The organism is Sphingobacterium bambusae (genome assembly GCF_033955345.1).
Lineage (GTDB): Bacteria > Bacteroidota > Bacteroidia > Sphingobacteriales > Sphingobacteriaceae > Sphingobacterium > Sphingobacterium bambusae.
Genome location: NZ_CP138332.1, coordinates 3,609,760 through 3,623,380 on the forward strand (window position 1 = coordinate 3,609,760; position 13,621 = coordinate 3,623,380).

12 protein-coding genes are annotated in these 13,621 nt (G+C 43.9%); 5 read left to right on the plus strand and 7 right to left on the minus strand.

Features of this window, described 5'->3' with window-relative positions:
- Positions 1 to 25: 25 nt before the first annotated feature.
- Together SCB77_RS15000 and SCB77_RS15005 are read right to left on the minus strand one after the other, a co-directional pair.
- A complete protein-coding gene (locus SCB77_RS15000; protein WP_320182815.1) occupies positions 26 to 211 on the minus strand; it encodes a hypothetical protein in 186 nt (61 codons plus the stop codon).
- 73 nt (positions 212 to 284) lie between these two features.
- A complete protein-coding gene (locus SCB77_RS15005; RefSeq protein ID WP_320182816.1) occupies positions 285 to 1,895 on the minus strand; it encodes a S8 family peptidase in 1,611 nt (536 codons plus the stop codon).
- 123 nt (positions 1,896 to 2,018) lie between these two features.
- Here SCB77_RS15005 and SCB77_RS15010 point away from each other — a divergent pair, with 123 nt between their 5' ends.
- A complete protein-coding gene (locus SCB77_RS15010) occupies positions 2,019 to 4,169 on the plus strand; it encodes a S9 family peptidase (protein ID WP_320182817.1) in 2,151 nt (716 codons plus the stop codon).
- A gap of 68 nt (positions 4,170 to 4,237) precedes the next feature.
- Here the strand turns inward: SCB77_RS15010 and SCB77_RS15015 are convergent, their stop codons facing one another.
- Positions 4,238 to 4,489 carry a hypothetical protein gene (locus tag SCB77_RS15015; protein WP_320182818.1) on the minus strand — a complete coding sequence of 84 codons (252 nt, stop codon included), beginning with the start codon at positions 4,487 to 4,489 and terminating at the stop codon, positions 4,238 to 4,240.
- Between the two features lie 492 nt (positions 4,490 to 4,981).
- On the opposite strand from SCB77_RS15015, the gene SCB77_RS15020 reads away from it, so the two are divergent.
- The 4 genes from SCB77_RS15020 (at position 4,982) to argC (ending at position 8,486) form a co-directional block, all read left to right on the plus strand.
- The gene (locus SCB77_RS15020; RefSeq protein ID WP_320182819.1) at positions 4,982 to 5,698 is read left to right on the plus strand and encodes a GNAT family N-acetyltransferase; all 717 of its coding nucleotides are present in this window, start codon (positions 4,982 to 4,984) and stop codon (positions 5,696 to 5,698) included.
- A gap of 48 nt (positions 5,699 to 5,746) precedes the next feature.
- Positions 5,747 to 6,931 (plus strand): argininosuccinate synthase, encoded by a 1,185-nt coding sequence (gene argG, locus SCB77_RS15025; protein WP_320182820.1) that lies wholly within the window; start codon positions 5,747 to 5,749, stop codon positions 6,929 to 6,931.
- Between the two features lie 2 nt (positions 6,932 to 6,933).
- Positions 6,934 to 7,383 carry a GNAT family N-acetyltransferase gene (locus tag SCB77_RS15030; RefSeq protein WP_320182821.1) on the plus strand — a complete coding sequence of 150 codons (450 nt, stop codon included), beginning with the start codon at positions 6,934 to 6,936 and terminating at the stop codon, positions 7,381 to 7,383.
- A gap of 83 nt (positions 7,384 to 7,466) precedes the next feature.
- Positions 7,467 to 8,486: an N-acetyl-gamma-glutamyl-phosphate reductase gene (argC, locus tag SCB77_RS15035; RefSeq protein ID WP_320186630.1), complete on the plus strand. Its 1,020-nt coding sequence runs from the start codon at positions 7,467 to 7,469 to the stop codon at positions 8,484 to 8,486.
- A 75-nt stretch (positions 8,487 to 8,561) separates the two neighbouring features.
- Here the strand turns inward: argC and SCB77_RS15040 are convergent, their stop codons facing one another.
- From SCB77_RS15040 to hemC, 4 genes are all read right to left on the minus strand, one after another.
- A complete protein-coding gene (locus SCB77_RS15040) occupies positions 8,562 to 9,374 on the minus strand; it encodes a hypothetical protein (protein WP_320182822.1) in 813 nt (270 codons plus the stop codon).
- A gap of 74 nt (positions 9,375 to 9,448) precedes the next feature.
- Complete coding sequence (gene hemL / locus SCB77_RS15045; RefSeq protein WP_320182823.1) at positions 9,449 to 10,762, minus strand: glutamate-1-semialdehyde 2,1-aminomutase; 1,314 nt, start codon at positions 10,760 to 10,762, stop codon at positions 9,449 to 9,451.
- Positions 10,763 to 10,955: 193 nt separating this feature from the next.
- Complete coding sequence (gene hemB / locus SCB77_RS15050) at positions 10,956 to 11,933, minus strand: porphobilinogen synthase (protein WP_320186631.1); 978 nt, start codon at positions 11,931 to 11,933, stop codon at positions 10,956 to 10,958.
- Between the two features lie 54 nt (positions 11,934 to 11,987).
- Positions 11,988 to 13,577 (minus strand): hydroxymethylbilane synthase, encoded by a 1,590-nt coding sequence (hemC, locus tag SCB77_RS15055; protein WP_320182824.1) that lies wholly within the window; start codon positions 13,575 to 13,577, stop codon positions 11,988 to 11,990.
- Positions 13,578 to 13,621: the final 44 nt, after the last annotated feature.

A 13,621-nucleotide genomic window follows, 5' to 3' on the forward strand; every position in this document is an offset into this window, starting at 1 on the left:
TAATGTTGTTAGAGACTTTGCCATGTTACTTTTTTAAGCTTTTCGAGTAATTTAAAATTTGCTCGATCGTTCGTGCGCTAGGTGATTTCTCCAGTTTTGTAAGACTGGATCTTAAATTTTCTTCAAAGATTTCATCGACCTTTTCCACCATAGCCACCTTCGCTTCGCTTAATTTAGTATCATGCTCATCTTGTGTAAAGTATTCTACCATAAGCGTTTTATTTTAATTAAGTACTTATAAAACGCAAGATAGAAATATATATTATATTCGATTTAACATTTTTTTACTTTTTTCTCTGAAGGTATTTATCAGCCTCTTCAATGGCTTTTTTTGCGTTTACAATTCCTCCAGACACGCTGATTTCCGCCAAGTATACCTTTTTCGATGATCCATCCACTTCTACTTTGACCTTTTCATCTACTTTGGTCACGGATTTTATGATAATATCCTTCACCTCCTTGGCGGATAGCTCGGGGTAGTAGGAGCGTAATAGAGCGGCTAGTCCAGCAACAACTGGTGCAGCCATACTCGTGCCATCCTGTTCCTTATAGGTAGACTCGGGCATCGTCGAGTTGATCTTGACGCCCGGTGCGAATACATCCACCGATTTGTAGCCGTAATTAGAGAAACTGGCTAATAGGTCGTCATCAAGACCAGATGATGTGGCGCCAACCGTAATCCAATTGCTTGCTTCTCCCAAGATAGCGCCCAAACTATCGGTATAGTATTTCATCGGGTAGTTCTTCACGATGTCATTGTCTTTCGAGTCATTTCCGGCAGCGTGTACCAACAATACATCATGCTCTTCCGCATATTTCACAGCATCGTCTACGGTCTTTTTATTGTAGGCATATCCTTTTCCAAAGCTCATATTAATCACCTTCGCACCATTTGCCACGGCATAGCGAATCCCGTTAGCTACATCCTTGTCACGCTCGTCACCGTCAGGAACCAAGCGAACGCCCATAATCTGTACATTGTCGGCTACGCCGTTGATACCGACACCATTGTCACGTTTTGCGCCGATGATACCTGCAACGTGTGTTCCGTGGTCGGCGTCCGGTCCTTTGATATCGGCATTGCCATAGTTTCGTTCGCTAGCGTCGTCGTAATTGTCGCCCACGATGCTCCGCGAATCATAAGCCTTGTTTAGGTGATATTCGGTCTGTGCACTGAAATACTTGACACCCTCTTCCAGATCTTTGTAGAATTTGTCAAAGCTGGTGTTGGCCAGTTCACGCTTGGCCATGCGCAGTGCCATCTTTTGCCGATCGGAGGTGGCGTTATACTGATCAAAATCTGCTTTGGTCACATCTTTCACATCTTTGCCCATTTTTTTGATCATCGCATCGACTTCTTCTTTCAAACGGCCGTAGTTGACGTTTCCAAAATTGGCTTGATCCAATTTACTGGTATAGTCTCCCACCATCTTCTGATAGGCTACAAATTCACGACGCTCTGCTTCGCCGAGCACTGTCGATGGTAATACGGAAATGTATTTTGGTTCGTAGATGCGGATTAGTCGTGTTACTTCTAAGTTGTCGTAATGTACGTTCTCACCATTGGCGTTACCAATGAAATTCCATCCGTGGACATCGTCGATATAGCCGTTGCCATCGTCATCCTTGCCGTTGCCCGCAGTCTCCTTGGGATTGGTCCACATCACCTCTTTCAGGTCTTCATGCTTGTAATCAACGCCTCCGTCCAAAACACCGACAACAACCGGCGTAGATTTACGGCCTTTCAGTAACTCATACGCTTTCTCCGTGCTGATGCCACGCACGCCATCTGCTTGGTAATCCAAATTGTACCAGTTGGGCGGATTTGTATTTTTTGATTGTGCATTGCCCAAAATAGGGAGTAGGCTCATACCTAGGAAGGCACAAATTTTCATTGTTTCAATCATTTGTTTTTGTTTCGTCAATAACAAATATAATGCAAGTACCGTGCAGATGTTGTTAAAAAAAGATAAATCCATATTCTTTTTACATTAACTTTAAAGGTAAAATCGATTGTTATGTATAAAAAGTGGAACTATATGATTATTATTGGCGCTATGGCAATAGCATGTTCCGATAAGAAAATAGCGCATTTGGCGAGTTGGCCTGATGCTTCTGCGCCTGTCGCAGAAAAGAAAAACCATGAACGCGTAATACATGGGGATACCGTGCAGGATGATTATTACTGGATGAACGATTATTTTAAGAAAGGTCCGGACTCGAGCAAGGTTCTAGCATATTTAACCGCAGAAAACGAGTATACTGCCACTATGATGAAGGATACGGAGGGACTTCAAGAACGCTTGTTTCAAGAGATGAAGGGCCGCGTAAAGGAGAAAGATGAATCCGTTCCTTATTTGAAAAACGGTTACTACTATTATACGCGTACCGATGAAGGTAAGCAGTACTATAAGTTTTGTCGCAAGAAAGGTAGCTTAGATGGTAAAGAGGAAGTTTTGTTGGATATTGATGCCTTAGCCGAAGGACACCCATACTATGCCGCCACTGGTTTTTCTGTAAGCCCAGATAACAAACTGCTTGCCTTTGGGGTGGATACGGTATCGCGCAGAGAATACACGATATATGTCAAAAATCTGGAGACTGGCGCCCTGCTAGCCGATAGAATCGACCGCACGGAGGGAGAAGCTACTTGGGCGAACGATAGCAAAACATTGTTTTATACCTCGAAAAATGCGGTCACTTTACTTAGTGAAAAGATTAAGCGCCATTTGTTGGGCACATCCAGCAAGGTAGATCCTGTTGTGTATGACGAACAGGATAATACCAATTATATCGGTGTCGAAAAGTCCAAAAACGGACGCTACATTATGATCTATTCAGGAGGGACGCTTTCTTCCGAGGTGTTCATACTGAACGCTGATACCCCGGATGCAGCCTTTACATCTTTTCAGCCTCGCCGGAAAGACGTCTTGTATTCCGTTACGCCACTGGCCGATCGTTTTTTGGTATTGACAAATGATGGAGCCAAGAATTTTAAAGTGGTGGAATGTCCATTGGACAAAACGACCAAAGAGAACTGGAAAGATGTTATCCCACATCGGGCAGATGTTTTGGTGGCTGGATTGGATGAATTCAAGGACTTTGTTGTAGTGTCCGAACGCAAAAACGGACTCACACAGATGGCCGTACGATCGTTGAAAGACAATAAGCAGCATTACTTAGATTTCGGTGAGGCTGCATATACGGTCTACCCCAGCATAAATGAAGAATATGACAGTCAAGTGCTGCGCTATGGCTACACGTCCTTGGTTACCCCCTCCTCAACCTTCGACTACAATATGCAGACCAAAGAGAAGACGCTCAAGAAACAGCAGGAGGTTCTTGGTGGATATCATGCAGAAGACTATGTTACCGAGCGTCTGTTTGCCACGACGGCCGGCGGAACAAAAATTCCCGTATCATTGGTCTACAAAAAAGGCTTTGAAAAAAATGGAAAGGCTCCTTTGCTACTCTACGCCTATGGTTCCTACGGAATGTCGATGGATCCAACCTTCAGTTCTGCTCGGTTGAGCTTGTTGGATAGAGGTTTTGTCTATGCGATAGCACATATTCGCGGTGGCGAGGAAATGGGAAGGCAGTGGTATGAGGATGGTAAAATGATGCACAAGAAAAATACCTTTACCGATTTTGTGGATTGTGCGCAGTTCTTGATACAAGAAAATTTTACAAGTTCGTCGCATCTATATGCTCAAGGTGGAAGTGCAGGGGGCTTGCTTATGGGAGCGATAATCAACCTCTCGCCATCATTATGGAATGGCGTCATCGCCCAGGTTCCTTTTGTTGATGTCGTCAATACGATGTTGGATGAAACCATTCCGTTGACAACAAACGAATATGACGAATGGGGAAATCCGAATGAAAAGCAGGCATACGACTATATGAAATCCTATTCTCCCTACGAGAATATTGAGGCTAAGGAGTACCCGAACCTGTTGGTGACGACGGGTCTGCACGATAGTCAGGTGCAGTATTTTGAACCCGCAAAATGGGTGGCAAAACTTCGGGCTACCAAAAAGGGTAACCATGTGATCTTATTGAAAACGGATATGGATTATGGACACGGTGGCGCTTCGGGACGTTTTGATTATCTAAAAGATGTTGCGCTCAACTACGCCTTTCTATTCAAATTGGAAGGGATTTCCGATTAGGTAAAAAAAGCCATGTGGCCTTTGTTTCATAGTATGTCATAAACAAAGGCCACATGGTTTTAGCCTCTTTATTTGTTCTTTTGGAGCGAATCCAGTCTGTTCTCTTCTTCTATCTCTCGCGCATCGATTTGGTGTTGTTGGTAGTTTTGCATAGCCACCTTACTAGCCTTTTGCGAGACGATAATCCCGATGATGGCAATAACGGTCACGACCGATAATCCCCAAACGTACTTTTTCTTGTCCTGTTTGACCAACCAATACATAACGAAGATGTAAGGGACAGCAAAGAAAATATAAAAGATAATACTTGGACCAACCATGTTTTTGTGCTTAAAATGTGACGCAAAATTACATAAATTGATAGACTTATAAAACTACGCCGCATTCCTGACAACAAGTTGACATCTTTTGAACCTTTCAGCCGATAAAGCGTCTTATTATTATATTGGCGATAGGAGTGAAAGGTTAATGTTTTTTTAATAAAAAAACTACATGCTGATTGCATAAAAGAAAAAAATATTTTTTTACTTTTGCGCAGTCTAGAGATTGAAAGACAGATAAATGAAATACGTAAACGCATATATGGATTGTCCGGTGCAGCTTCACAAGAAGCGTGTCATGGAATTTCTATATGGTAAGCACGCATTCAACTGTCCGGTTTTAAGGCTACGACGACCTATTCTGCCTCGAGCTTGATCCCGAGGCAGGCGACTTCCACTATGACAATCACCCAGCGTGGTGATTTCTCAATCGTTAAATAATAAGCTTTTATTGATGCACTACGGTGCAAAATTAATAGGTCAACATTTCAGATGACACTTTCAGATTTTTTAATCATTCCAGCCACAGCTGCACACACAGGGTATGCAGAGGCAATTTGCGACGAAATGTTTGAGTCGGCAAAGGCTCGTGGCACAGGAATAGCACGTCGTAAACCCGAATACGTAGCGCGCAAAATGGAAGATGGCAAAGCGGTAATTGCCTTGCATAAGGATGGTCGTTGGGCCGGATTCTGCTATATCGAAACGTGGAGCCATGGCGATTATGTAGCCAACTCGGGCCTCATTGTCAATCCGGAATTCCGTAAAGTAGGCTTAGCGAAGGCTATCAAAAAGCGGGTGTTTGAACTGTCTCGCGAGAAATATCCGCATTCCAAGATCTTCGGCCTAACAACCGGATTGGCTGTTATGAAGATAAATTCAGATCTAGGCTATGAACCGGTTACCTATTCGGAACTCACGCAAGATGAGGAGTTTTGGAAGGGGTGCCAATCCTGCGTCAATTACGATATCCTCATCAGTAAGGAACGTAAAAACTGTATGTGCACGGCCATGCTTTGGGATCCTGTGGAAAAAGAGCGTGAACTGAAAGAGAAGATTCAGCGACGTGCGGAAGCCAAAGAAAGATTGGACCGTATCGTGAAAAAACAGTCGTTGCTTAAACGTATCGAAGCGAAGCTATGGAAGTCGTCCAAGAAAATCGTTGCTGCGGTATTTCCGGTAGGAACGGGGGCCATTAAAGGAATATAATTTGTAAATTTGAAGCTATACATTTAGCTTTCATAATTAATATATAAAATGAAAAAAGTAGTATTGGCGTTTAGTGGTGGTTTGGATACCTCTTTTTGTTGTATCTATCTCACCAAAGATCTAGGTCTTGAAGTACACTCGGTGGTGGTCAACACTGGTGGTTTTTCCGATGATGAATTGCAGGCTATAGAAAAGCGTGCCTACGATCTAGGGGTAAAATCCCACCAGGTTATTGATGAAACCGAAGACTATTACCGCGATACGATTAAATATTTGATTTTTGGGAACGTGCTGAAAAATGCAACCTATCCGTTGTCGGTTTCTGCCGAGCGGGTTTGTCAGGCAACAGCCATTGCCAATTATGCTAAGAAGATTGGTGCCGCTTGTGTGGCACATGGTTCTACGGGAGCAGGTAACGATCAAGTGCGTTTCGATATGATTTTCAATATCTTGATTCCTGGGGTGGAGATCATCACACCAATCCGTGATCTTAAGCTTTCCCGCGAAGAGGAGATCGAATACCTAGCCAAACATGGTGTAGAGGTCAACGCCGAAAAAGCGAAGTACTCCATCAATAAAGGGCTATGGGGAACATCTGTAGGCGGAGCAGAGACGCTTACATCCAACCAATATCTGCCGGAATCGGCATGGCCAACGCAAATTTCTGCTACCGAGCCACAGCGCGTTACAATCGATTTTGTGCAAGGAGAACCTATTGCCCTCAATGGCAGGGAAATTGGTGCCGTGAAAGTTATCCAGCAATTGCAAGATCTGGCGCAACCTTATGGTATCGGACGGGATATCCACGTTGGTGACACCATCATTGGTATAAAGGGACGTGTGGGATTTGAGGCTGCTGGTCCATTGATTCTGATCAAAGCGCACCATACCTTGGAAAAACATACCTTGACCAAGTGGCAGTTGTCTTGGAAAGACCAGATCGCTGCTTTCTATGGTAACTACATGCACGAAGGGCAGATGCACGATCCCGTCATGCGCGATATCGAAGCGTTCCTTAGTTCTTCACAAGAAGCCGTAACAGGGCGTGTTATCGTCGAATTGCACCCTTACCGTTTCATCGTTATCGGTATCGAATCAGATCACGATCTGATGTCCAATAAGTTTGGAAGTTACGGCGAAATGAACAAAGGATATACCGGTGATGATGTTAAAGGCTTTGCGAAGATTTTCGGTAACCAAACGATCATTTGGCATAAAGTCAACGAAAAATAAAGATGATCATTCGTATCTCCTTGGATCGTTTGGCCGATGTGGTTCCTCTTTTTGATGCCTATCGTGTGTTTTACAAGCAGGTATCTGATATGGATCGTGCCCGGCAATTTTTGGAAGCTCGACTGAGCGGAAATGAATCGGTTATTTTCGTTGCTTACCATGAGGATGTAGCTGTCGGATTTACACAGCTTTATCCGGTATTATCTTCGATGAGGACGAGTAAAAATTGGGTCTTAAATGATTTATATGTGGATGCTAAGGCGCGTGGCCAAGGTGTTGGTGAAGGCTTGATAAAAAAGGCGCTAGCGTTTGCCAAACAGGAAGGGGCTACTTTTGTGCGCCTTTCCACACAGGTCGAAAATGTAACCGCCCAACGCCTCTACAGGAAAATGGGATTTCAGATCGAGGATCCTGATACGGAATTTTTAACGTTTACAAAAACAGTATTATAGTAGGCCCTGTGGGCAACAAGGAGAGAGGTCTATAACAGGGTTTCTCTCTTTGTTTTCTAGGGGCTGCATAACATGATTTAATGATGAGCAAAATTAAAGTAGGTATAATTGGTTCGGCGGGATACACCGGAGGGGAGTTACTTCGTGTACTGATCTATCATCCCCATGTCGAGATCGTTTTTGCAAACTCTGCATCAAACGCTGGGAACAAAGTGTATGATGTTCACAACGACCTTTTCGGGGATACGGAACTTACGTTTTCTGCAGAATTTCATTCGGATATCGACGTCTTGTTTTTATGTGTAGGACATGGCGATGCACGTAAATTCTTAGAAACTAATCCCATAGCGGAAAGCGTGAAAATTATCGACCTATCGCAGGATTATCGCTTGAAAGCAAATACAGCATATCAAGGTGGAGAATTTGTTTATGGTCTTCCAGAATTGAATAAAGAGCGTATACGATCGGCGCAATATATTGCAAATCCCGGATGTTTTGCAACCAATATTCAACTAGCCTTGCTTCCTTTAGCACAGCAGGGGCTGTTGCCTGATGCGGTACACATCAATGCGACAACGGGTTCTACAGGTGCAGGGCAAAAGCCCGGTGCAACGACGCATTTCTCTTGGCGCAACAACAACTTGTCGGCTTACAAGTCTTTTGAACACCAACATCTACAGGAGATATCGGAATCGTTGGATCAGCTACAAGCTGGTTTCTTACCATCGTCTGAAAAATCGCTCTTGGCTCGCGCGGCAGAGAAGATTCATTTCGTGCCGCAGCGAGGTGACTTTGCTCGCGGCATCTTTTCAGCCATCTATGTAGAATCTGCATTAAGTGAAGCGGAGGCTTACCAATTGTATGAACGTTACTACGGGGAGCATCCGTTTATCTGGGTTAGTAAAGCGAATATTGATCTGAAGCAGGTTGTGAATACCAATAAAAGTATTATTCATCTCGAGAAACACGGTAATCAACTACTGATTTTAAATGCGACAGATAATCTCCTAAAAGGTGCTTCTGGACAAGCTGTGCAGAATATGAACCTGCTATTCGGCCTAGACGAGCGTACGGGCTTGAATTTGAAAAGTGTGGGTTTTTAAATCTAGTAGATACCTGTAAAAAAACAAAAATCTCCGCACCTAGGTGCGGAGATTTTTGTTTTGAGCCTATCAATATTACTCTGCGGAGAGATTGATTTTACGTTCCACTGAAACGTTATCGCCGGTAACGGCATTTCCATCCTTATCCACAAGCGTTAATTTAACCGTCGTTTCACCCATTGGAAGATTTAAAATCTCGTAAGGCACCCATTGATCGAGTGTAAAGTCTTGCCCATTAATAGAAGCTTTAACGTGATGTCCATCAGCAGCTAACGTACCATTCGCAATAAAGAAGTCCAAAAGTAGAGCTTTCGTATCTTCACCCTTATAATCGCCTTTCGGACGGCTATAAAATAGCGCAATATCTTTCGGTGCTGCTTCTTCGGTCAGCTTACCTTCGGCATCGATCTTAAATTTGACCAATTTATGTGCCTCTGGCGTTTTGATAGACTCGTGGTAGGAGCGAGACAGGAATGACATCAGGTAATGCTCGGAATTCAACGGTACAGTCACACTATGTTCCGGCTTGTAAAGCGCTGCATAAGGGGTGTTATCCAATATAAAATGGATGTGCTGTCCTTCATGCGAATTGGCCATATGATGTTCATGTTCCGTCTGTTCGGTAAGCTTGAAGTTACTCACGTCATACTTTACCGTAATCTTTGCAGAATCCGTTCCTACCTTTTCGGAAGTGATTGAAGCAATCTTTAACGTCGCTCCGGGAAATTCTTTCGAATGCTGTAAAGGATTTACCGCGATAGCGCCAACAGAGTCTGCTAACGCTGTGGAATCTTGGGTTTGGCCTTCACTGTTCTTTGTTGTCGAATTACAGGATACAATACTTGCGGATACCGCGAGAACAGCTAAAGCAGTTGTCAATGTCTTCATTTTCATATCTTTTGATTTGAATGATTTTATATATTAACCTGCTATTTAACAATCCTGCCTCTAAAAAGTTTTCTTTATTGAAAAACGATGTCCAAAGCGTTTTTTATCGCCTGAATACTCGTTGCGAGATCTTCCTCGGTATGTGCACTGGAAATAAAGCCTACTTCATATCCGGAAGGGCCAAAATATATTCCCTGATTTAAGAGTTCGCGATGCATAATTTTGTATTTCTCCATAGACTGGGGATCTATTTGCTCCGCGCGGCTTATCCGTTGCTGCGCAGTAAAAGCAAACCAGAAAATAGAGCCTACAGTAAAGATTTGTACTTCATAATTTTTATCGGCAATGTAGTTGCGTAGTGTCTCAACAAAGTCTTTCGTAGTTTGCTCTTGCTTATCGTAAAACCCTGAAGCCGCGAGTTGTGTCAGGGTGGCTATACCGGCTACCATAGCAATGGGGTTACCGGATAAAGTACCTGCCTGGTACACGCCTCCATCAGGAGAGATATGGGACATAATTTCTTTTGACGCACCATAAGCTCCAACAGGCATACCACCGCCAATGATCTTTCCATAGGTGATGATATCGGGCTGTACAGCATAGTGATGCGCGGCACCTTGAAAGCCCAATCTAAAACCGGTGATAACCTCATCAAAGATTAGCAGCGAACCGTGTTCTTTGGTAATCGCCCGTAAGAAATGGATGTATTCCTGATCTTGAAGAAGCAACCCATTATTAGCCGGAATGCCTTCTATAATAACGGCTGCGATTTGATCTGGAAAACGAATGAAAACCTCTTCCAAAGCCTTTTTGTCATCGAGTGCAATCACAATCGTTTCCTCGGCAAACGATTTGGGAACACCCGCGGAGGATGTTTCGCCAAAGGTGACCAATCCAGAGCCCGCTTTTACCAACAACGAGTCCGAGTGTCCGTGATAGCATCCTTCGAATTTAACAATCTTGTCCCGTTTGGTATAGCCCCTAGCCAACCGTATGGCCGACATGACGGCTTCGGTTCCGGAGCTCACAAAACGAAGCTTTTCAATATAGCTGTTATTACTAAGAATCAATTCAGCGAGTTCATTCTCCAGGCGCGTTGGAGCGCCGAAGCTTAAGCCCTTGTCCAGTTGTGCCGCTACAGCCTCACGTATCTGGGCATTATTGTGCCCTAAAATAAGTGGACCCCAAGAACAACAAAAATCGATGAACTTATTGCCATCAGCATCCCAAACGTAGGCTTCGTCGCCACGCTCGATGAATAGCGGTGTTCCATATACAGACTTAAAAGCCCGTACCGGTGAATTGACACCTCCTGGGAAAAAGTTTTTTGCCTTCTCAAATAACTCGGCCGATTTTGCTCTTGATATATCTTGGTGCTGTGTTGCCATAATCGAAAATTTAAGCCGCTAAGTTATCCAATTTTCGTAAATAGAACTTCATTTTTGGGTCAGTATTTCATGCAAATTAGGGGTTAATCCGCACTTGCCTCACGAAGGCGCGCGTGTCTACGCTTAGCGATTTATCCCGCTGGGCAACAAAAAAGGGGCACAACATGTACCCCTCCTATAATTTATCGTTTCTTTATGCTTTCAACCAGCCTTTTTCCAAAACTTCTTTGGCATGGTAGGTTAAGATGGAAGTAGCTCCAGCACGCTTGAAGCTCAATAGGGTTTCCATGATAGCTCGTTCTTCCTGCAACCATCCATTCTTTATGGCTGCTTTCAACATCGCATACTCGCCCGAAACATTGTAAACCGCAATCGGCAGATCAAAATTATCATGTAGTAATTTCACGATATCTAGGTAGGGAAGGCCAGGTTTAACCATCAGAAAGTCGGCTCCCTCTTCCATATCGAGCTGTGCTTCGATCAAGGCTTCCCTCGAATTTGCAGGATTCATCTGATAGCTCTTTTTATCCCCCGCTTTTGGCGCGGAGTTCAATGCATCGCGGAAAGGACCATAGAATGCTGAAGCATACTTCGCCGTATAAGACATCAACGAAACATGTTTAAAGCCGTTTGCGTCCAAAAGCGACCTGATATAGCCTATGCGTCCGTCCATCATATCGGATGGTGCAATAATATCGGCACCTGCCTGAGCATGTGCCAAGGACATTTTTCCCAATACTTCTAACGTTTCATCATTCAATATCTCTCCGTTCTTGACGATACCATCATGCCCGTCGGAGCTGTAGGGATCCATCGCAACGTCGGTCACTATGCAGGCTTCTGGGAAATTTTTCTTTACAGCCTCAATAGCCCGGAGGTATAGGTTTCCTTCCTTATAGCTTACCGTTGCATACTTGTCTTTCAAAGAATCCTCGATATTCGGGAACAGATCGAAGGCACGTAAGCCAAGGTTCAAGCAGCTCTCCACTTCCCGTAAAAGATTGTCGATCGAATAACGGAAAATTCCAGGCATGGAGGATACTTCGGTTTTCTGTTGCTGTCCTTCCACAATAAATAGCGGAAAGATCAAGTTTGATGCCGAGAGGTGATGCTCCTGAACCATATCGCGGATAACGGCTGATTTTCTATTTCTTCGGGGACGTTGTAACATCATATGATAACATGTATAAGTAAAAAGAGAGCTTGTAGGGCTCTCTCGGTAAAATTAATAGTTTAATCCAAAAATAGCTTCGGAAAGACCGATTTCGTCCGGTGTGAATGGAAGCGTATAGCGTAGACCCATAGCTTCTATACTCTTGGCTGTGGAATGACCAATGCAGATGATCTGCTGCCCAGGGTCAACAAGGTTATCCCTAAAGTAGGCCTCCACATTGCTTGGACTGGTAAAGATCAATACATCGGCGTTGGATTTATCGACGTTTTCTTCAAGTACCGTTTCATAGATCGGCATGTCGATCACTTTGGTTTCCGGTGTTAGCTCCTGCTGTATGGACATAAGGGAATCTTTTGCACGGGGAATAAACACCGTTTGACCATCTACCAGCTTGGCAAACTCTTTTGCTATGTCGGTTGTTTTTATACCTAGGTTGTCTCCGGAAAAATCTGCCACACGGTCATACTTCCGTAAAGCATCTTCCGAACCTCTGCCCAATACGGCAAGCTTTGTGCGCTTAAGGATCAATGGATCTAGTTTGAAGAAGTGATCGATCGCATTTTTGCTGTTGAAGAATATCCAATCTGCACGCTTCAAAATAAAAGAATCCAGTTTGTTGATTGTTGGGTAGATCTTAATCAGCGAACGTGCGTCCACTTGAACCTGATGTTTAGCAAGATATCGACCTAAGTAAGAATTGTTGTCCAAATCCCGCGTGATAAAAACGCTGGAAGGCATCTTTCTTCCTTTTTGGAACTTTGAAAAGATCAAGTCAGCCATGCCCTCCGTGCTATCAGCCTGCACATATAGCCTATCGGGAAAATCTTCGTTATCCTCCGCAATGGATGTCCAAGCTTCGTATCCACCTTGGTCTGCTTTGCGGCAATAGCAGCCTAGTGGAGCGTGACAACCAGCATCGAACATATTCAATACTTTGCGTTCCACAGCGATCGTACCTGCTACATCCTCGTCATTGATTCCTTGTAAGATTTGGAACAATGCTTCGTCTGATTCGCGGATCTGAATGGCAAGTACACCTTGAGCAGGAGCAGGTACCACTTCAATAGGTGCTATCTCCTCAATATGGAAATCTGATAGATCCATATCGATACGGGCTACACCTGCTTTAGCCAAAACAATGGCATCGTACTGCTCGTCGCGCAATTTTTGGATGCGTGTCTGCAAATTTCCGCGTAGATCGGTAAATTCCAAATCCGGACGTAACGATAGCAATTGCGCTTTACGGCGGTTTGAAGAGGTGCCCACAGACGCGTTATGCTTAAGGGACAACCGTTTCTTAATGTCTACACAGTCTTTATGGATGATAATAAGCTCTGCTGGATCTTCCCGCTCCGATACTGCGGCAATGATTAAACCGGGAGGATTCACGGTAGGTAGATCTTTATGTGAATGAACAGCCAAATCGATTTGGGCCGATAGCAACTCTTCTTCGAGCTCCTTGGTGAAAAATCCTTTCCCTTCGAGTTTATCCAAGCGCAGATGTTGAATAATATCTCCCTGTGTCTTGATTATTTTTAGTTCGGATTCCACCCCAATTTCTGCGAGACGCGCTTTGACATGATTGGCTTGCCATAGTGCGAGCTGACTACCTCGGGTTCCAATGATAAGTTTTCTGTTCACTCTTAATACTTTTGTGTTGAAAATGCGTACAAATTTAACCAAAT